The following is a 19,675-nucleotide window of genomic DNA, read 5'->3' as shown; positions in this document are numbered from 1 at the left end:
TCTTATTTGATAAGATTCGGTAATTGCTCCTTTAACTTGCGAATTGCATTGCCTCGGTGAGAAATAGAACCCTTTTCCTCTGGTGAAAGCTCAGCCATCATTCGATTTAAGCTTGGCACAAAAAAGATTGGATCATAGCCAAAGCCATTCGTTCCACGCTTTTCATGGGCAATGACGCCTTCACATGTACCAAATACCGTTGTTGTTGCGAAATCAGGTCCTGCAATTGCAATACAGCAGCAAAAACGTGCTGTACGTTTGTCATCTTCGACACCTTGTAAATTTTCTAACAGTTTAATCATGTTTGCTTCATCGTCATGGTCACCAGCATAGCGAGCGGAGTACACACCTGGCTCACCATTTAATGCATCTACTGCTAAACCACTGTCATCTGCAATAACAATGGTATTAAGCTCCTTCGCCAATGCTTCTGCTTTTAAGATGGCATTTTCTTCGAATGTTGTTCCTGTTTCTTCTATTTCCATATCTGGTGCCACTTCAAACATTGTTACGACTTCATAACCAAGTGGTCCAAATAATGCTTCAAAATCTTTTGCTTTTCCTTTATTTTTTGTGGCGATGACTACTTGTTTCATATTATTGATTCCCTCCAACTTTGTGTGCCAGTTCACCAAGCGTTATTTTTTGAAGCTCAACTAATTGTTGTATGCCTTTTTCACCTAATGCTAACAATTCATTTAGTTCTTCACGAGAAAAAGTAGCTTCCTCACCAGTACCTTGTAATTCAACAAATCGTCCTGCGCCTGTCATCACAATGTTCATATCAACAGCTGCAGCCACATCTTCTACATAATTTAAATCAAGAATAGCGCCTTGTTCTTCAACGATCCCAACACTTGTAGCTGCTAAAAAGTCTATTACTGGGAATTTTTCAAATGGCTTTTCTTCAGCAAATTTAGCAATGGCCTGTGTCATGGCAACAAATGCTCCCGTAATGGATGCTGTACGAGTACCGCCATCCGCTTGAATGACATCACAGTCAATCCATACAGTACGTTCGCCTAGCGCTTCTAAATCGACAACAGCACGCAATGCACGCCCAATCAAGCGCTGAATCTCCATTGTACGACCATTGACTTTCCCACGAGAGGATTCACGTGGTGTCCGTTGAGCGGTTGCACGAGGCAACATGGAATACTCGGCTGTAATCCACCCTTTCCCTTGCCCACGTAGAAAACCAGGTACCTTGTCTTCAATCGTTGCGGTGCAAATTACTTTTGTATTGCCTACTTGAATTAATACGGAGCCTTCAGGGTGTAATAGATACTCACTATCTATTTTCACAGGTCGTAGCCCATCTGCATTTCTACCATCATATCTTGTCATATATTTCGTTCCTCCTAAAAACTTTCGCGCCCTCATCTTATCATAATTTGTGCCATCAAAAAAGTACTCGGTGGCTTATGTACAATGCTGAAAACGGCAAAAATCAGCCTAGCCTGTTGCTAAGCTGATTTTTTATTTTAATGTGATACGTTTTATGTCGAGAGTACCTTGCTCTAACCAATTCTCAGCAATCGAACGGAAAATTGGGACAGAACCAGTTGCAAAAAATCTATGAGCAGGCACCGCATTTGCATTTGCTAAAGTGCCATTATACGCTAACATTTCCTGTACATCCTTTGCTGTTTCCTCCGCAGAAGATAAAACATTCACATCTTCTCCGACAACAGCTTCAATTTGTTTTTGTAAAATAGGATAATGTGTACACCCTAAAATAACCGTATCAAATTGTCGATTTTTCAACGGCTTTAAGCCTTCTGCTATTAAATTATTTGCAAAGTCACCTTTATATTCGCCACTTTCTACAAGTGGTACGAATGTGGGACAAGCTAGTGGAATAATATGTGTTGACGTATTGAGTGACAATAAGGCTTCTTCATACGCCCCACTTTTAATTGTTCCTTCTGTTGCAAGCACAACGACTTCATGTCGCTTCGTTTTTTTTACAGCTGCACGTGCGCCAGCATTGATAACACCTAGTACTGGAAAAGGCATATTTCTTTGTAAACTTTCGAGTGCTACTGCAGTCGCTGTATTACAAGCTATAACGAGCATCTTAACATTCATTTTTTCGAGTGCTTTTGCCATTTGCCAAGTAAAATTCCGTACTTCCTGACGACTTCTTGGACCATACGGACACCTTGCTGTATCGCCAATATAATAAATCGTTTCGTTTGGCAATCGCTTCATGATTTCTTTTGCTACGGTTAAACCGCCTACTCCTGAGTCAATAACGCCTATCGGGGCATTCATACTTTCCGCCTCAATCCTGTTTCATGTGTACATGTAGTTTTTCTAAATAGCTTGATAATTGCGCGACTTCTTGTTCATTAAAACCAACAAGCATCTCTTGCAAATATTGCTGTCTTTTTTCAATTACTTCTTGAATGATACGTTCGCCCTTTTCGAGAAGATGAACGACAACGACACGGCGATCATTTTCATCACGCACACGCTTGACTAATTCATTTTTCTCCATTCGGTCCACTAAATCTGTTGTCGTGCTAAAAGCTAAATATAAACGGTTTGATAATTCGCCAATTGTAATATCACCAAGCTCTTCTAACCACTGTAATGCAACAAATTGTGGCGGCGTAATCGCATAATCGGAAACAATTTCTCTTCCCTTTTGCTTCACGATGGCCGCTATATAGCGTAATTCCTTTTCAACCGTTGCAACGGTTTCAGGTGAGTGCTTTGTTACTTCATCCGACATATAACTATTTCACTCCTAAAAATACGTTGAATAGTTCTATTTTGTCGTTTTTTTCACGAAATAGCAAGTGTCCATTAGTCTAATTTAAATTCTTCCAAGCGTAACAGCTCAATTAACGCCTGAGATCGATTCGTTACACCTAGCTTTTGAATTGTATTGGAAATGTGATTTCGCACTGTTTTTTCACTAATACCAAGCTGCTCTGCAATATCTCTCGTTGTTTTTTCAGCTAATAAAAGCGCAAATATTTCACGTTCTCGGTTTGTTAAAAGAGAACGATGATGAGAGCCATTCATTCAGTTACACCCTCCTCCCCCGCACGTATTGTAACTTATGTTAAGGGGCAGGAAGCGGTGACGGCTATTTGCATGATTATTCCATGTTTCCTTAAAAATTTCGAAAATTACATTGTTACATTCATAAATTTTACGTAAAAAGCAAAACCTACTATTTCAATAAATTCACATATACTTATATGTTGAACTAGTGGGGCAGAATGGCCAACTGAATGAATTTCGTTTTTTCTTCCTCTGAAATCGGCACACTTTTACCTGTACGAGGATCCATTTGTACAATTGTCCCACGACCAGTGAAACAGATTTCGTCCTTTTGATTTTTTGCTAGATAGTGAATGTCCATCGACGAATTCCCAACTTGCGCGATTTTTGTATAGATTCGTAGTACATCATCAAAGAATACCTGCTTTACATAATCGCATTGTAAATCGGCTACAATAGGTATAGATTTCACATTCTCTTCTCCAACTGGGGGCATTAAAATTCCTAAATGTCGGAAGTAATCAATTCTTGCTTGCTCAAAATATGTAAAGCTAATCGTATTGTTCATATGACCATACATGTCTGTTTCTGAAAATCGCACTCGTACCTCGCTAAAAAATGAAAAACCCTTTTCCCACTCTTGAAAATTATCGATATAATTTGCCTTCATGATATACCATCCCCTGTCATGTAATTGCACGTCTTTTATCAATCAACGGCAAACAAAATGAATATATATTCATTATAAAAGAAAATGCTATATTATCATAGAAAAAATGTAAATAAACAACTTGATAAATTTCATTTCTATAACTATAAAAAACTCCCTTACACTTCGTGTAAGGGAGTTCAGCTTGTCCGTATATTAGTCTACGTAGTGGTCAGAACCGAAGAAGTTACGGAACATTTGCACTGTAGTTGCACGGTTTAATGAAGCGATGGATGTTGTTAAAGGAATACCTTTTGGACATGCAGCAACACAGTTTTGAGAGTTACCACAGTTTGCAAGGCCACCGTCACCCATAATCGCATTTAAACGTTCATCTTTAATCATAGCACCAGTTGGGTGAGTGTTGAAAAGACGTACTTGTGATAATGGAGCTGGTCCGATGAATGAAGCTTTTTCAGACACGTTTGGACATGCTTCCATACATACACCACAAGTCATACATTTAGATAGTTCATAAGCCCATTGACGTTTACCTTCTGGCATACGTGGACCTTCACCTAAATCATACGTACCATCGATTGGTACCCATGCTTTAACTTTTTTAAGCGCGTTGAACATACGTTCACGGTCAACTTGTAGGTCACGAATAACAGGGAATGTTTTCATTGGCTCCAATTTAATCGGCTCTGTCAATTGGTCTACTAGTGTAGAACATGATTGACGTGGACGGCCATTGATCACCATTGAACATGCACCACAAACTTCTTCTAAACAGTTCATATCCCATGATACTGGTGATGTGTTTACACCATCTTCAGTAACAGGATTTTTTTGAATTTCCATTAAAATTGAAATTACGTTCATACCATGACGGTAAGGCACTTGGAATTTTTGCCAGTAGCTATTGCCGCCTTGTGTATCTTGACGTAAGATTTCCACTTTGACCATTCTTCCAGTATTAGCTGCGATTTGCATAACTTTTAGTCTCCTTTCGCAGAGTAGTCGCGTTTACGTGGTGGGATTAATGAAACGTCGACTTCTTGGTACGTGATGATTGGATTACCAGTAGCTGGGTCAAACTTCGCCATTGTTGTTTTTAAGAAGTTCTCATCATCACGGTTAGGGAAATCAGGTTTATAGTGTGCACCACGAGATTCATTACGTAATAGTGCACCTTTTGTCATTACTTTTGCAAGCACTAACATATTTTTAAGCTGACGTGTAAAGTGTGCGCCTTGATTGCTCCATTTTTGCGTATCATTGATGTTGATGTTGTTCCAACGCTCAGTAAGCTCATCAAGTTTTTTCAATGTATCTTCAAGCTGATCATTGTAACGTACTACAGTCATTGTAGCAGTCATCATTTCACCAAGCTCTTTATGCAGTAAGTAAGCGTTTTCTGTGCCTTCCATTTTCATGATAGCATCCCATTTCGCTTGTTCCTCTTTTACACGAGCATCGTAAATCTCTTGTGGAAGATCTTCAGCATGCTTTTTAAGGTGTTTTACATAGTCTACTGCGTTTGGTCCTGCAACCATACCACCGTAGATAGCAGATAATAATGAGTTTGCACCAAGACGGTTTGCACCATGTTGAGAGTAATCACATTCACCTGCTGCAAATAGACCAGGAATTTCAGTCATTTGATTGTAGTCAACCCATAATCCACCCATTGAATAGTGAACTGCTGGGAAAATTTTCATTGGTAATTTACGTGGGTCATCCCCTACGAATTTTTCGTAGATTTCGATGATACCACCAAGTTTAACGTCCAATTCATGTGGATCTTTATGTGAAAGATCTAGGTATACCATGTTTTCGCCATTGATACCAAGTTTTTGGTTTACACAAACGTCGAAAATTTCACGTGTCGCAATATCACGTGGTACTAAGTTACCATAAGCTGGGTATTTCTCTTCTAGGAAGTACCAAGGTTTACCGTCTTTGTAAGTCCAAATACGACCACCTTCACCACGAGCTGATTCTGACATTAGACGGTTTTTGTCATCTCCAGGAATCGCTGTTGGGTGAATTTGAATGAACTCACCATTTGCATATGAAGCACCTTGTTGATAAACGATAGATGCAGCAGAACCTGTGTTAATAACAGAGTTTGTTGTTTTACCGAAGATAATACCAGGGCCACCAGTCGCCATAATAACAGCGTCTGCACGGAATGATTTAATTTCTTCTGTACGCATATCTTGCGCTACGATACCACGACAAACGCCGTCTTCATCGATAATAACACCAAGGAATTCCCAGTGTTCATATTTATTTACTAAACCAGCTACTTCATGAGAACGAACTTGCTCATCTAGCGCATAAAGTAATTGTTGACCTGTTGTTGCACCAGAGAAAGCTGTACGGTGCATTAAAGTACCACCAAAACGACGGAAATCTAAAAGTCCTTCTGGTGTACGGTTGAACATAACACCCATACGGTCCATTAAGTGGATAATGCCAGGTGCTGCATCACACATACCTTTAACTGGTGGTTGGTTCGCTAGGAAGTCCCCACCATAAACTGTATCATCAAAGTGGATCCATGGAGAATCCCCTTCACCTTTAGTATTTACCGCACCATTAATTCCGCCTTGCGCACAAACAGAGTGTGAGCGTTTTACAGGAACTAATGAGAATAAATCAACTTCAGTACCAACTTCAGCTGCTTTAATCGTTGCCATCAGACCGGCAAGACCACCGCCGACAACAATTATTTTGCTTTTCGCCATGATTATTTCTCACTCCTCTTAAAAAATTGCAATGATTGCATGTGCTCTATCGTAGCTTCTATTGAATTATACGAAAGCTAAAATAGCAGCCACACCAACTACACTTAGAATTACGAAAAGAATGTTTGTTACGTAAGTAGCGATCTTTTGAGACTGAGGAGATTGTGTAATACCCCAGCTTACTAGGAATGCCCATAAACCGTTAGATAAGTGGAAAGTTGCTGATAAAATACCAACAATGTAGAATCCAAGCATGAATGGATTAGCAACAATATTCGCCATCATGTCGTAATCAACGTGTGTGCCAAGTGCTTTTTGAATACGAGTTTGGAAAATATGCCATGCAATAAATATCACTAAGAATACACCAGTAAAACGTTGTAAAGAGAACATCCAGTTACGGTACGTGCTGAAACGTCCTGTGTTTGGTGTAGCAGTGAATGCAATGTAGACACCATAGAATGCGTGGAACATTAATGGAATATAGATGACAATCCATTCAACTAGGATAAGGAATGGAATCTTTTCCATTACTGCGGTAGCATCGTTGTAACTTTCTGCCCCGCCTGTTGCTGTAAAGTTAATGAACAGGTGCATCGTTAAAAACAGACCTACTGGAATGATCCCAAGTAGAGAATGTAAGCGACGCCATAAAAACTCTCGATCTTTCGACAAGACTGTTACCCCCCTTAGTACTTAAAATAGCACAACAAAAGAAGTCATCATTTTGTAAATGATACTTCATTGACTGTGTATTTCATCATGGTACAATATTATGACATGTTTATTGTACTCTCAAGAGCTACGAGCGTCAAGGCAACTCGGAGTTTTTCATAGAGCTTATTAAAGAACTAATCTAGTACATGATGCGTCGTTTTTTCTCGAAAAATCTATCATTACTTTATTACCGTTAAATTTTAAGAAAATTCTAAGAAAGAAGGATAACAATGTTAAACACTCCATCTCCTACAATCTCATCATTTGGCTATGAGATCATTCGTGATCATATTCTATCTTCTATACTCGGTAAACATGAAGATGACGTCCTTTATTGGGCAGGTAAAGAGCTTGCTCGCAAGTTCCCATGTAAAAGTCAAGATGAACTTATCGCATTTTTCGCAGATGCCTGCTGGGGTACATTAGAACTCATAAAGGAATCAAAAGATGGACGTATTTTCCAGTTGACAAATGACCCTGAAATTCTTCAAATAAAGCAGCGCAGCTTTAAACTTGAAGCAGGATTTATAGCAGAGCAAATTCAACTAGCTAAAGGCTATCTGACAGAATGCTATAATGAAAAACGGGAAAAGCAACAATACGTCATGTTTACAGTCAAATGGGACGTTAAAGAACGTATTATGAATACCATTCCCTCAGAATAATTAAAAAGGATTGTTTCCCATTAAAGAATGGGATGACAATCCTTCTTTTTTCTTCCTTTTATTTCGGTCAATTACATAAAATGCTGTTTCTTCTATTATTATATGTAAAGTGCTTGCTCTAAATTAAACTCATCATGGAGAGCATTAGCTGCTTGGATCATATCATCCTGTGGTACAACAACGGACACTTTTATTTCAGAAGTACTAACCATTTTTACAGGGATATTTTCACGACGTAACCGATCAAACATACGAGCAGCAACGCCTGGATTAGAAGCCATGCCTGAACCAATAATAGAAACTTTTGCTAGTCCAATTTCGAAGTCAGCAAAACTAAATCCAAGTGATAATTTACTATCCTCTAAAACACGTAATGCTTCCGCAAATTCCTCTTTTAAAATGGAAAACGATACAGTTGGCTTCAACCCATCAATAATGGCTTGGACAATAATATCTACATTAATACGGTTCTCTGCAAGAACCGTAAATATATCTGCTAATGAAGCATTGGAAAAAGCATCATACCCTACTGTTAAACGAATAATATCTGATTCAAATGCAACACCACGAACGACTAAATTTTTTTCCATTTCCACTTCCTCCTTCAATAAAGTGCCTACTGATTCTATTAAACTTGAACGTATAATAACAGGCATTTGAAATTTCTTCGCTAACTCCACCGCACGAGGATGTATGATATGAGACCCTAAATTCGATAATTCCAACATTTCATCATAGGAAATTTCTTGAAGCTTTTGGGCATTGGGAACATATCGTGGATCTGCTGTATAAACACCGTCCACATTTGTATACATATCTACTCTCTCCGCTTCCAACGCTATGGCAAGTGCAACAGCAGTTGTTTCAGCTCCACCTTTCCCAAGCGTGGTGATATTGTGCACTTCGTCAATCCCTTGTTCTCCAGCAATAACCACAATTTGTCCCTGTGCAAAATGTTCTTCCATACGACTAATATCTATATAGTCGATACGAGCCTGTCGATACATACCATCCGTATGTATACCAGCTTGCCATCCAGTTAGAGACACAGCCTCATAGCCTGCTTCCTGCAAAGCGATGGCAAATAAAGCACTAGATAATTGAGAGCCAGTTGACAAAACTGCATCTAATTCTCTTTTCGACACATCGTCAGTTAGTTGGTGTACCATCATTTTCATCTCTTTCGCAGTGTGTCCCATTGCTGCAACGACCACTACTACATCCAATCCTTTGTCCTTTTCAGCAATCGCTTTCCTAGCAGCCTCTTGGATTTGTTCAGAAGAAGCTAATGCAGCTCCTCCAAACTTCATCACGATTTTAGCCATTTCTTTCGTTCTCCCTTCCAGTTCATGTATTTCACCAAATTATGGGGGGTAAAACCGTTTCTAGAAAACTAAAAGGCAGCCTCCACATAACGTGAAAGCTGCCTATAACATGTACAATAATCGTAACTTGCGCATGTGTGATAGCTCTCCGAAACGTTTAGAATCGACAGTCTTACATTTCTTAAATGCAAAACCAGTACAGCAATGGAACAACAATACTGTACTTCGGCAAGCTCCCCTTTCACACAATATCTCTGGACTTGTCCATCCTCCATCGTGTTACTCTTGAATCTTGCACCTCTATCATCACTTTAAAGTGAATGTATTCAATTCATTAAGCCTTAGCGTAAACAAACTAGTCACGCAGTTGGCTCTCCATAACATTGAAAACAATGTTATTTATAACCATAGCACATGCCTATTCCTTTGACAATGATTGTTGCTGAAAATAGCTAAAAATTTGGCTTGCTAAATTAGCGGGCATCCCAGCCTCCTGTAATGCTAGCTCGCTCGCCTCTCGAATTTTTTTGACTGAACCGAAATGTTTAAGCAGCTGTTGCTTTCGTTTTGGTCCTACCCCTTCAATATGATCTAATACAGATTGAATGGCATGCTTCTCATGCTGTTGACGCAAGAAGGTAATAGCAAAGCGATGGACTTCGTCTTGAATTCGTTGTAATAAATAAAAGCCATCACTTGTACGTTTTAAGCTAATCACTTCTGGTGGATCACCAAACAAGAGCTGAGATGTATTATGCTTATCATCCTTGGCTAAACCAGCAATCGGTATAACAAGACCAAGCTCATCTTCTAGTACTTCACGGGCTACTTCCATTTGTCCCTTACCACCATCAATTAAGACTAAATCTGGTAATGGTAGTCCTTCCTTTAAAACACGTATATAGCGACGACGTATAACCTCCTGCATTGCACCGTAATCATCATGCTTGGCTGCTGTACGCGTTTTATATTTTCGGTACTCCTTTTTCGCAGGCTTCCCATCAATGAAAACAACCATAGCAGACACTGCATCCGTTCCATGCATATGACTATTATCAAAAGCTTCAATTCGTAAAGGTGAACTAATACCCATTGCTTCACCAAGTGCCTCACAAGCACCAATCGTACGTTCTTCCTGACGCTCTATTAGCTGGAATTTAGCTGCCACAGCAATTTCAGCATTTTTGGTAGCTAATTCAACCAATTCCTTCTTTTGACCTCTTTTCGGTGTGAGCACTTTAATTTCTAATAATTCTGTTAAGATAGCTGCATCAATGGCTTGTGGAATAAAAATTTCTTTTGGCTTAATATGCTCTGGCTTTTCATAAAAGCGCCCAACAAATGTTAAAAATTCTTCCTCTGCATCTTGATAGATGGGAAAAATTGAGACATCGCGCTCAATCAGCTTTCCTTGACGCACAAAGAAAACCTGAACACACATCCATCCTTTTTCAACAGCATAGCCAAATACATCTCGATTTGTAGTATCACTTGAAACTATTTTTTGTTTCTGCATAACCGTATCAATATGGGCAATTTGGTCTCGGAATTCCTTCGCTCGCTCAAATTCTAGGTTTTCTGCAGCTGCTAGCATTTTAACTTCAAGCTCTTTTTTGACTGCCTCCACACCACCATTTAGAAACTTCGTCATATCCTCAATCATTTCTTGATAAACCTGACCATCAATTTCCTTCACACAAGGTGCTAAGCATTGACCCATGTGATAGTACAAGCAAACCTTGGAAGGTAATTGTACACATTTGCGCAGCGGATACAATCGATCCAATAGCTTTTTCGTTTCACTTGCTGCATAGGCATTCGGATAAGGACCAAAATATTTTGCCTTATCCTTTTTTACCTTCCGTGTCGTAATCAGACGAGGATGTTTTTCATTCGTAATTTTTAAATATGGATAGGTCTTATCATCCGTTAACATGACATTATATTTTGGATCATGTAATTTGATGAGATTCAGCTCTAAAATAAGTGCTTCAATATTTGATGACGTTACAATATACTCAAAATCTTCTATTTCACCTACAAGCCTTTGCGTTTTCCCTTCATGTGTTCCCGTAAAATAAGAACGTACACGGTTTTTTAGAACTTTTGCTTTACCGACATAAATGATAGTCCCTTGTCGATCCTTCATCAAATAGCAGCCAGGTTGATCTGGTAAAATATCCAGTTTTCGCTTTATTAAATCGTTCATTACCTACCTGCCCCCCCTAAGTAAAAATTCCCCTCATTAGAATAATGTTAGTTATTTTCTTTATTATATAACGAAAAAAAGCCGAACACATCAATTGATGGCTCGGCTTTGTGAACTTCATTCATTACGCATGTTTTGCGATAAATGCTTCTAAAGCTTCTTTTGGTTGGAAGCCTACTGTTTTGTCAACTAATTCTCCATCTTTAAATAATAGTAAAGATGGGATTGACATAATTTGATACTGAGCTGCAGTACCTTGGTTATTGTCAACGTCAACTTTTACAATTTTAGCCGCACTACCTGCTGCGTCCATTTCTTCAAGAACTGGCCCAATCATTTTACATGGTCCGCACCAAGCAGCCCAAAAGTCTACTAGTACTAACCCTTCTTTAATATCGTCCTGGAACGTAGCATCTGTTGCATGTACAATTGCCATTTGAAATCCTCCTTAAACTTACTATGCTTGTAGTATAGCATGGATAAATTCACTTGAGCGAACAATCTGCCTACAATGTATTTTTTATGCAAATCTGTGTCGAAAAATCAATACACAGTCATTAATTGACTTGATAACGACCCTTCAATACATAGGTTAACGTAATAAAAAGGTAAATAGCTAACGTAATGCCTGTCACAATAATAGATGTGGTGAAAATAATTCCGATGAGAATCGCACTTAACGCCAATATAGCTATCCAAGTCGTATAAGGGAACCATTTTACTTCATAGGCACTTGTGTGCTCTGCTTGTTTTTTACGTGATTTTAAATGTGCAATCGCAATAATTAACCAAATAAATAACACAGTATAACCAAGTGATCCCATTAGAAAATCAAATGTTTTGCTTCCCGCATATAAAGATAAAATGACCCCTAAATACATCGCTAAAGTACACATTAAAATAGCATATACTGGTACTTTTCGTTTCGATAAATAAGCAAAGATTTTAGGCACACGTCCATCTACAGCCTGTGTATATAGTACGCGTGATGAACCATACAGTCCTGAATTCATTGATGAAATAATGGCAAGTAAAACAACAGCGTTCATAATATGGTCTGCCCCTGGAATACCAACCATTTTAAAAACCATGACAAACGGGCTTTCAGGAACCCCATTTACTTCATTCCAAGGAATCAAGCTTACGATAATAAAGAATGGCAGTAAGTAAAAAGTAACAATACGTACTAATGTACTGCGAACAGCTTTTGGCACTACTTTTTCAGGATTTTTCGTTTCAGCTAATGTAATCCCGATGATTTCTGTCCCACCATAGGAGTAGATAACTACAAGCATTGCAGCAATTAATCCCGTCGAGCCATTAGGGAAAAACCCACCATGCTCCGTTAAGTTAGCAAAACCAACAGCACTATGATTTCCAAACGTCACAAGCAATAAAATAAGTCCTGCAATGATAAAGACAATAATAACAGTAATTTTGATTAATGCTAGCCAATATTCTGTTTCTGCAAAGATTTTTACGGATAATAAATTAATCGCTGTTACTAACACAGAAACAGATAGTGCTAGTATCCAAATTGGATATTCTGGTAACCAATATTGAATAAAGATAGCAGCCACGACAGACTCTGCTGCAATATTTAAAACCCACATTTTCCAGTAGATCCAATCTAGGAAATACGCAGGGTATTTACCTAACACGGATTGCACTAAATCTCTAAAGGTTCTTGCTTCTTTATTACGCACGGCCATTTCTGCTAAGCCTTGCATAACAAATAATAAAATAATGCCGCCGATTAAATACGCAATCAGCACAGATGGTCCTGCCATATCAATGGCTGCACTACTTCCTTTAAATAATCCCGCGCCAATGGCACCACCTAACGCCATCATCGTGATATGACGCGAGGTCATTGTTCTTGTTAATTGTTGCTTGTTTTTTTCCACTTTCTTACCTCCTAAATATCAAAAAAGCATACCATCTATTCCTTCATCATCAAATGAAAGAAGAGACGATATGCTATCAGCAAACCGCGGTACCACTCTAATTGGCTCTTGAGAACCCAGCTTAAAAAACCTTGTAACGAAGGTTAACCGTCAAACAAATAGAATAATCTGATAATTCTATTTGTGTTACCACTCCTAGGCAAGTTCAAAGTCTTATTGGTCTGCGTTGCACCAACCCGCAGCTCTCTTCACCGAATAACGAGCTTTTACTACTCCTAATCTTTGCGTTTCAAATCATTAATGTATCCATCACTATAATGTCTATCGTTAATTATGTCAATATTTTATTTTGCAATAATTTTCAAATAGTACTTTTTAAAATGGAAAGCAATATAAAAAAACAGGAAGGGTTACCCCTTCCTGCATCTGTATTATGCATTCACTTTTAATGCTTTAAATTCTTCAATTAGAAGCGGAATAACTTCAAATAAATCTCCTACGATACCATAATCCGCTACTTTGAAAATATTTGCTTCAGGATCTTTATTGATAGCAACAATGACTTTTGAATTGGACATTCCAGCTAAATGCTGAATCGCGCCCGAAATACCTGCTGCAATATAAAGATCTGGTGTTACAACCTTACCTGTTTGTCCGATTTGAAGCGAGTAATCACAGTATTCAGCGTCACATGCACCACGTGATGCACCTACTGCACCGCCTAGTAAATCAGCTAGCTCTTTTAATGGCTCGAAGCCTTCTTCTGACTTCACGCCACGACCACCTGCAACAACTACTTTCGCTTCTGAAAGATCTACACCTTCTGAAGATTTACGAACAACTTCTTTAATAATTGTGCGCAGATTTGTAATCTCTACAGAGATGGCAGACACATCACCTGTTTTACCTTCTGCTTTTTCTAAAGGTGTAATGTTATTAGGACGAATAGAAGCTAAGACAACGCCTTCTTTAACTTTTACTTTTTCAAAGGCTTTACCAGAGTAAATTGGTCGGATGAATACCACATCATCGCCTGCACCTTCAATAGCAGTGACATCAGATACTAGACCTGCTTGCAATTTGCTTGCAATTTTTGGCGATAAATCTTTCCCATTTGCTGTATGACCAAAGACAATACCTGCTGGTTGTTCTTGCTCGATAATAGCTAATAGTGCTTGACTATAGCCATCAGATGTATATTGTTTTAAATGCGGGTGTTCCACTGTTACTACTCGATCAGCACCATATTCAAATAATGGACCTGTTAAACCTGCTACAGCATCCCCTAAAAGTACCCCAACAACTTCGCCACCATCAGCGATTTGTTTTGCAGCTGCAATTGCTTCGAAAGAAACATTACGTAAGCTTCCTTCACGAACTTCACTTAATACTAATACTTTTTTTGACATAGCATATTCCCTCCGTTACCCTTTAAGATTCGATTGACATCAAATAATTAAACAACTTTTGCTTCCGTGTGAAGTAGATTTACCAGTTCTTTTGCTTGGGCAGAAAGGTCGCCTTCTAAAATACGGCCTGCTGCTTTTTGAGCTGGTAAGAAGATGTCTACGGTTTCAATCTTCACTTCTACATCATCTTCATCGATATCTAAATCATCTAACTCAAGCTCTGCAAGCGGTTTCTTTTTCGCTTTCATAATACCTGGTAGAGATGGGTAACGAGGCTCATTTAAACCTTGCTGAGCAGTTACTAATAACGGTAAAGAAGTTTCAATTACCTCTGAATCACCTTCGATATCGCGAACAATTTTCGCAGATGTTCCGTCAATTTCAAGTTTTGTAATCGTAGTTACATAATTCATATCCAATAAATCAGCAACACGTGGACCAACTTGCCCTGAACCACCATCAATCGCAACATTTCCTGTTAAAATTAAATCTGCATCTTTATCTTTTAAGTATTCTGCTAGTAGATAAGCTGCTGCATGTGGGTCCAGCTCATCTAAATCATCTTCTGTATTAATAAGCACTGCTTCGTCTGCTCCCATAGCAAGTGCTGTACGTAATTGCTTCTCTGCATCCTCGCCACCAATTGTCACCACTGTTACCTTACCACCAGCAGCATCGCGAACTTGGATTGCCTCTTCAATGGCATATTCATCATAAGGGTTGATAATGAATTCTGCGCCGTCCTCTTGGATTTTACCACCCGACACAACGATTTTTTCTTCTGTATCAAATGTGCGTTTAATTAATGCAAAAATGTTCATATATCCATACCTCCTGGAACGTTTTATAATTCTAAGTAAACTTATAAATATTATATATTTTCAGTTTCGATAACGCCGATAACATACTGAACGTTGCTATCGACATTTGGAAAATTATTTGCCAGTAAACACAGGCTCACGCTTTTCAATGAATGCTTGAATTCCTTCTTTGGCATCTTCTGTGACAAATACTGTCCCAAAGGATTTAGCCTCTGCTTCAATGCCTTCATAGAATGATGCATGCTTTGCATATTGCAATGTTTGAATAGCTGCTTTTAAAGCAATTGGGCTTTTCTTAGCAATGCTCTTAGCAATCTTTAACGTTTCTTCTAGCAATGCTTCGTCTGAGAATGAACGGTTTGCTAAGCCCCACTGAACAGCTTCATTACCAGAGATTGGTTCACTCGTAAACATCATTTCAGCAGCCTTTGCTACTCCAACATAGCGTGGTAAGCGCTGTGTACCACCAAAACCAGGAATAAGCCCTAATTGTAATTCAGGTAAACCTAATTTTGCTGATTCAGTGACAAATCGCATATGACAGCTCATTGCTAACTCAAGCCCTCCGCCTAATGCCGCACCATGGATGGCTGCAATTACAGGCTTAGAAAACGATTCAACACGCTCAAAAACCTGCTGCCCGTTGCTAGCTAGCTTTGTAAATTCCTCACCAGATTCTACCCCAATAAATTCTTTAATATCTGCCCCTGCAGAGAAGAAACGGCCTTCACCATGAAGTACAAGGACTCTTACAGCATCATCGTGTTCTACAGCATCAAGCACAGCGTTAACTTCTGCAATAATACCGCGAGATAATGCATTTGCTGGTGGACGTGCAATTGTAATAATCGCTACTCCATCTTCTACTTTCCAACTTAGAAATTCCATTTCTCCACATCCTTTTAAGCTTTAATACCGTTCAGGATTAATGCCTGAACCTTTGGAACCTGTTCCATCAAATCATATCGATAGTCATTCATAACCCACGACGTAATAGTTTCATCAATTGTTCCAAAAACCATTTGTCGAGCCAAGCGTACATCCATCGTCTGATTGAACTCACCTGTAAGCATACCCTCGATTAAAATTTGATCAAGTAGCTGTAAATACTCGCGCAATACGGAATTAATTTTTAATCGTAAGTCTTTGTTTGACTGGCGAAGCTCTAATTGTGTGACAGTTGCTAGGTATCGATCTGTCGCTAGAACATTAAAATGATTTTCAATCATTCGTGAAAGTTTGTCTTTAGACGTACTCCCCTTTTCTATTATATCTTGTAATGACTCTACAAAAACAGCCATTTTTTCATTAAAGACAGAAATTAATATATCTTCTTTATTTTTAAAATATAAATAGATTGTTCCATCGGCCACCCCTGCCTGTTTGGCGATTTTCGATACTTGCGCTTGGTGATACCCATTTTCCGCAATAACGATGACAGCTGCATCAATAATTTGTTTATATTTTGGCTTATCTCGTTTCACTTTTATATCACCACCTAAAAAACATGCGCACGTCGATATGACGTGTAAACCTAAAAAAATATGAAAATATGAATGGTCATTCATTCATATTTTCATATTATATTTTACAGCATTGCTTGTCAATACTTTCACACGTATTTATTTCGCTTCTTTATTCGCTAATTTTGTTTTTTCTTCTTCAACTAACGTACGACGCAAAATTTTTCCTACAGCTGTTTTTGGCAGCTCTTCTCTAAATTCATAATAACGCGGAACTTTAAAAGCTGCTAGATGCTGACGGCAATATTTATTTAATTCGTCCTCAGTAATCGAATATCCTTCTTTTAATACAATATAAGCTTTAACTGTTTCACCACGATACGGATCAGGTATGCCTGCTACTACGCACTCTTGGATCTCTTCACGTTCATATAACACTTCTTCTACTTCACGTGGATAAATATTAAAGCCGCCTGCTATTATTAAATCTTTTTTACGATCTACTACATAGAAGAAGCCTTGCTCATCCATATAACCAAGATCACCTGTTAAAAACCAACCGTCAGCAAATGTCGCAGCTGTATCCTCTGGACGGTTCCAGTAGCCCTTCATTACTTGTGGTCCTTTAACAGCAATTTCACCAACTTCACCAATAGGTAGCTCTTCTGTATCACCTGTACGTAAAATAACCGCTTCTGTATTTGGCCAAGGTAAACCAATCGAGCCAATCACCCGCTTCCCCCAAATTGGCGTAGCATGTGTTACAGGTGAGGTTTCTGTTAACCCATATCCTTCTACTAGCTTTCCACCAGTCACTGCCTCAAACTTCTCTTGCACTTCAATCGGCAATGAAGCAGAGCCACTTAGGCATGCCTTAATGGATGATAAATCATAATTCGCAATGTCTGGGTGATTTAAAAGGCCGATGTATAAGGTTGGTGCGCCGGGGAACAGTGTTGGTTTTTGTTTATCAATCGTCTTTAATGCCGTTTCAGCATCAAACTTCGGTAAAAGCACCATTCTATTTTGAGTAAATACAGATAAAAGCATAACAGTTGTCATGCCATAGACGTGGAAGAATGGTAGAATGCCCATAATGGTTTCTTCACCATGAACACATTTATACATCCAAGCATCACACATTGTCGTATTGGCAATTAAATTTTTATGGGTCAGCATAACGCCTTTTGGAAAACCTGTTGTCCCTCCCGTATATTGAAGGAGTGCTAGGTCTTCTTCAAAATCAAATGGCATATTGTCAATTATCTTAATTGGTGCTGAACGCATAATTTCTGAAAACAGATGATTTTGGCCGCTATGTTCAACCTTGACACTAAAGCCATACTGCTTTTTTTGAATAAATGGATAGACTAAATTTTTTGGGAATGGTAAATAATCTTTAATAGCTGTCACAATGACATTTTCAAGAGCTGTCTCTTTCATAATTTTCATGACTCTCGGATATAAAATATCCATTACGAGAATCACCTTTGCTCCTGAATCAGCCATTTGATATTGAAGCTCACGTTCAGTATAAAGTGGATTTGTTTGTACTACAACAGCACCTGCATACATGGCACCATAGTAAGCGATTACACTTTGTGGCGTGTTAGGCAGCATAATTGCTACTCGATCTCCCTTTTCCACACCTAGTGCTTGTAAATAGTTTGCGAACCTTAAAGCTGACTCATATAGCTCGGTGTACGTCAAATCCTTTCCCATAAAATGAATCGCTACTTTGGATGGATTCTTTTTATAGGCACGTGTCAAAAACTCTTGCACTGGAATTTCCTCAAACGTTAAAGACGATGGTACTTCTTCAGGATAATTTGCTAGCCATGGTTTTGCTGTCATACGTCCTCTCCCCTTTGTCCCAAACTTTGTCAATTCTTATATTTATTATAATGAAAAAGAAATACAGTTTCAAACAGAAAATAGAAAATAAATGCTTTTTCGATTAATTATTATGCAATTAACAACATTAATATGATTGATATTTATCGGGATTTATTTGAATACACCTTATGAATGCTCGTTCATTATTGAGTTACTCCATAAAAAAATAATCAGCATATTCCTATATTATAAAAATAATTTTTCTACCCTTTAATAGAGTTATATGAAAGAAAGTTAATAGGTTGTAGTAGAAATTTATGCTATGTACAATTAACAAAAAACGCATCCTCATAAAGAGAATGCGTTTTTTATTTAAATCGTTAACATATAGTAGACACCTACTGCCAAAAATGCAATACAGACAACGATTAGTACTTTTGCTAATTTTTCCATGTCATGACACTCCTATGCAATACTTGCCCCAATTACAAACGAAAGACCGACTGAAATGGTAAAGGAAATGAAACCAACTGAGCGATTATCATTGGCAATCTCTTGATCAACGTTAAAACGAGGTGTCATAAATTCAAATAAGAAATACGCTACAATCAATAATGTAAAGCCAAAAAGGCCCCAACCGATCATTTCACTTAATGTACTATGACGTGCAATGGAAAAGCGGAAGATATTACAAATCCCTAGTATTTTCCCACCTGTTGCAAGAGCCACAGCGACATTACCTTTTTTAATTTCTTCCCAATTTTTATATTTCGTAACGACTTCGAACAATGCCATCGAGACGACTAAACATAATACTACAACACTAAAATATCCTGCCGTTTCGATAATTGGATATCGCCAAAAGCCAGAATTCAGCATTTTTCTCCGTCCCCTTTATAG

General features: G+C 38.4%; 20 protein-coding genes, 1 riboswitch and 1 other annotated feature. Of the genes, 1 reads left to right on the top strand and 19 read right to left on the bottom strand.

The window, feature by feature from the left end; genetic code table 11:
• Window positions 1-2 precede the first annotated feature (2 nt).
• The 9 genes from AAJG31_RS20105 to AAJG31_RS20065 form a co-directional block, all read right to left on the bottom strand.
• Window positions 3-596: an XTP/dITP diphosphatase gene (locus tag AAJG31_RS20105; RefSeq protein ID WP_004226443.1), complete on the bottom strand. Its 594-nt coding sequence runs from the start codon at window positions 594-596 to the stop codon at window positions 3-5.
• A 1-nt stretch (window position 597) separates the two neighbouring features.
• Window positions 598-1,347: a ribonuclease PH gene (gene rph / locus AAJG31_RS20100; RefSeq protein WP_066037525.1), complete on the bottom strand. Its 750-nt coding sequence runs from the start codon at window positions 1,345-1,347 to the stop codon at window positions 598-600.
• Window positions 1,348-1,479: 132 nt separating this feature from the next.
• A complete protein-coding gene (gene racE, locus AAJG31_RS20095; protein ID WP_004226440.1) occupies window positions 1,480-2,277 on the bottom strand; it encodes a glutamate racemase in 798 nt (265 codons plus the stop codon).
• Between the two features lie 10 nt (window positions 2,278-2,287).
• Window positions 2,288-2,740 carry a MarR family transcriptional regulator gene (locus tag AAJG31_RS20090; RefSeq protein WP_016991542.1) on the bottom strand — a complete coding sequence of 151 codons (453 nt, stop codon included), beginning with the start codon at window positions 2,738-2,740 and terminating at the stop codon, window positions 2,288-2,290.
• Between the two features lie 74 nt (window positions 2,741-2,814).
• Window positions 2,815-3,036, bottom strand: a complete 222-nt coding sequence (locus tag AAJG31_RS20085; protein WP_004226437.1) for a LuxR C-terminal-related transcriptional regulator — start codon at window positions 3,034-3,036, stop codon at window positions 2,815-2,817.
• A 187-nt stretch (window positions 3,037-3,223) separates the two neighbouring features.
• Complete coding sequence (locus AAJG31_RS20080) at window positions 3,224-3,688, bottom strand: thioesterase family protein (RefSeq protein WP_066037526.1); 465 nt, start codon at window positions 3,686-3,688, stop codon at window positions 3,224-3,226.
• A 195-nt stretch (window positions 3,689-3,883) separates the two neighbouring features.
• On the bottom strand, window positions 3,884-4,663 hold the full coding sequence (gene sdhB, locus AAJG31_RS20075) for a succinate dehydrogenase iron-sulfur subunit (protein ID WP_004226431.1): 780 nt from the start codon (window positions 4,661-4,663) through the stop codon (window positions 3,884-3,886).
• Between the two features lie 5 nt (window positions 4,664-4,668).
• Window positions 4,669-6,423: a succinate dehydrogenase flavoprotein subunit gene (gene sdhA, locus AAJG31_RS20070; protein WP_004226429.1), complete on the bottom strand. Its 1,755-nt coding sequence runs from the start codon at window positions 6,421-6,423 to the stop codon at window positions 4,669-4,671.
• Window positions 6,424-6,489: 66 nt separating this feature from the next.
• Window positions 6,490-7,098, bottom strand: a complete 609-nt coding sequence (locus tag AAJG31_RS20065) for a succinate dehydrogenase cytochrome b558 subunit (protein ID WP_004226428.1) — start codon at window positions 7,096-7,098, stop codon at window positions 6,490-6,492.
• Between the two features lie 272 nt (window positions 7,099-7,370).
• On the opposite strand from AAJG31_RS20065, the gene AAJG31_RS20060 reads away from it, so the two are divergent.
• Window positions 7,371-7,805, top strand: coding sequence for a YslB family protein (locus tag AAJG31_RS20060; RefSeq protein WP_048393678.1), 435 nt, complete (start codon window positions 7,371-7,373; stop codon window positions 7,803-7,805).
• 98 nt (window positions 7,806-7,903) lie between these two features.
• On the opposite strand, the gene AAJG31_RS20055 is transcribed toward AAJG31_RS20060, so the two are convergent.
• The 10 genes from AAJG31_RS20055 to AAJG31_RS20010 form a co-directional block, all read right to left on the bottom strand.
• Entirely contained in the window at window positions 7,904-9,130 is a 1,227-nt protein-coding gene (locus AAJG31_RS20055) for an aspartate kinase (protein ID WP_279495718.1), read from the bottom strand.
• A gap of 133 nt (window positions 9,131-9,263) precedes the next feature.
• A riboswitch (Lysine riboswitch) is annotated at window positions 9,264-9,441 on the bottom strand.
• Window positions 9,442-9,548: 107 nt separating this feature from the next.
• Window positions 9,549-11,339, bottom strand: coding sequence for an excinuclease ABC subunit UvrC (uvrC, locus tag AAJG31_RS20050; protein WP_279495719.1), 1,791 nt, complete (start codon window positions 11,337-11,339; stop codon window positions 9,549-9,551).
• A 124-nt stretch (window positions 11,340-11,463) separates the two neighbouring features.
• Window positions 11,464-11,775, bottom strand: coding sequence for a thioredoxin (gene trxA / locus AAJG31_RS20045; protein WP_004226420.1), 312 nt, complete (start codon window positions 11,773-11,775; stop codon window positions 11,464-11,466).
• 121 nt (window positions 11,776-11,896) lie between these two features.
• A complete protein-coding gene (locus AAJG31_RS20040; protein ID WP_048393672.1) occupies window positions 11,897-13,246 on the bottom strand; it encodes an amino acid permease in 1,350 nt (449 codons plus the stop codon).
• A gap of 58 nt (window positions 13,247-13,304) precedes the next feature.
• Window positions 13,305-13,538, bottom strand: a binding site (T-box leader).
• Window positions 13,539-13,677: 139 nt separating this feature from the next.
• Complete coding sequence (locus tag AAJG31_RS20035) at window positions 13,678-14,655, bottom strand: electron transfer flavoprotein subunit alpha/FixB family protein (RefSeq protein WP_048393670.1); 978 nt, start codon at window positions 14,653-14,655, stop codon at window positions 13,678-13,680.
• A 47-nt stretch (window positions 14,656-14,702) separates the two neighbouring features.
• Entirely contained in the window at window positions 14,703-15,476 is a 774-nt protein-coding gene (locus AAJG31_RS20030; RefSeq protein ID WP_279495720.1) for an electron transfer flavoprotein subunit beta/FixA family protein, read from the bottom strand.
• 114 nt (window positions 15,477-15,590) lie between these two features.
• Window positions 15,591-16,364 (bottom strand): enoyl-CoA hydratase, encoded by a 774-nt coding sequence (locus AAJG31_RS20025; RefSeq protein WP_004226413.1) that lies wholly within the window; start codon window positions 16,362-16,364, stop codon window positions 15,591-15,593.
• Between the two features lie 14 nt (window positions 16,365-16,378).
• Entirely contained in the window at window positions 16,379-16,999 is a 621-nt protein-coding gene (locus AAJG31_RS20020) for a TetR/AcrR family transcriptional regulator (RefSeq protein ID WP_306461356.1), read from the bottom strand.
• A gap of 99 nt (window positions 17,000-17,098) precedes the next feature.
• The gene (locus AAJG31_RS20015) at window positions 17,099-18,793 is read right to left on the bottom strand and encodes an AMP-binding protein (RefSeq protein WP_048393666.1); all 1,695 of its coding nucleotides are present in this window, start codon (window positions 18,791-18,793) and stop codon (window positions 17,099-17,101) included.
• A gap of 447 nt (window positions 18,794-19,240) precedes the next feature.
• The gene (locus AAJG31_RS20010; protein ID WP_008179180.1) at window positions 19,241-19,654 is read right to left on the bottom strand and encodes a DUF350 domain-containing protein; all 414 of its coding nucleotides are present in this window, start codon (window positions 19,652-19,654) and stop codon (window positions 19,241-19,243) included.
• Window positions 19,655-19,675: the final 21 nt, after the last annotated feature.

Origin of the sequence: Lysinibacillus sp. BS3 (assembly GCF_039614735.1) — a bacterium.
Lineage (GTDB): Bacteria > Bacillota > Bacilli > Bacillales_A > Planococcaceae > Lysinibacillus > Lysinibacillus capsici.
This window is presented reverse-complemented; position numbering and strand designations above follow the sequence as displayed.

Coding starts and splice junctions, on each gene's coding strand:
- AAJG31_RS20105 (WP_004226443.1), bottom strand. CDS start 596: ATGAAACAAGTAGTCATCGCCACAAAAAATAAAGGAAAAGCAAAAGAT.
- rph (WP_066037525.1), bottom strand. CDS start 1,347: ATGACAAGATATGATGGTAGAAATGCAGATGGGCTACGACCTGTGAAA.
- racE (WP_004226440.1), bottom strand. CDS start 2,277: ATGAATGCCCCGATAGGCGTTATTGACTCAGGAGTAGGCGGTTTAACC.
- AAJG31_RS20090 (WP_016991542.1), bottom strand. CDS start 2,740: ATGTCGGATGAAGTAACAAAGCACTCACCTGAAACCGTTGCAACGGTT.
- AAJG31_RS20085 (WP_004226437.1), bottom strand. CDS start 3,036: ATGAATGGCTCTCATCATCGTTCTCTTTTAACAAACCGAGAACGTGAA.
- AAJG31_RS20080 (WP_066037526.1), bottom strand. CDS start 3,688: ATGAAGGCAAATTATATCGATAATTTTCAAGAGTGGGAAAAGGGTTTT.
- sdhB (WP_004226431.1), bottom strand. CDS start 4,663: ATGCAAATCGCAGCTAATACTGGAAGAATGGTCAAAGTGGAAATCTTA.
- sdhA (WP_004226429.1), bottom strand. CDS start 6,423: ATGGCGAAAAGCAAAATAATTGTTGTCGGCGGTGGTCTTGCCGGTCTG.
- AAJG31_RS20060 (WP_048393678.1), top strand. CDS start 7,371: ATGTTAAACACTCCATCTCCTACAATCTCATCATTTGGCTATGAGATC.
- AAJG31_RS20055 (WP_279495718.1), bottom strand. CDS start 9,130: ATGGCTAAAATCGTGATGAAGTTTGGAGGAGCTGCATTAGCTTCTTCT.
- uvrC (WP_279495719.1), bottom strand. CDS start 11,339: ATGAACGATTTAATAAAGCGAAAACTGGATATTTTACCAGATCAACCT.
- trxA (WP_004226420.1), bottom strand. CDS start 11,775: ATGGCAATTGTACATGCAACAGATGCTACGTTCCAGGACGATATTAAA.
- AAJG31_RS20035 (WP_048393670.1), bottom strand. CDS start 14,655: ATGTCAAAAAAAGTATTAGTATTAAGTGAAGTTCGTGAAGGAAGCTTA.
- AAJG31_RS20030 (WP_279495720.1), bottom strand. CDS start 15,476: ATGAACATTTTTGCATTAATTAAACGCACATTTGATACAGAAGAAAAA.
- AAJG31_RS20025 (WP_004226413.1), bottom strand. CDS start 16,364: ATGGAATTTCTAAGTTGGAAAGTAGAAGATGGAGTAGCGATTATTACA.
- AAJG31_RS20015 (WP_048393666.1), bottom strand. CDS start 18,793: ATGACAGCAAAACCATGGCTAGCAAATTATCCTGAAGAAGTACCATCG.
- AAJG31_RS20010 (WP_008179180.1), bottom strand. CDS start 19,654: ATGCTGAATTCTGGCTTTTGGCGATATCCAATTATCGAAACGGCAGGA.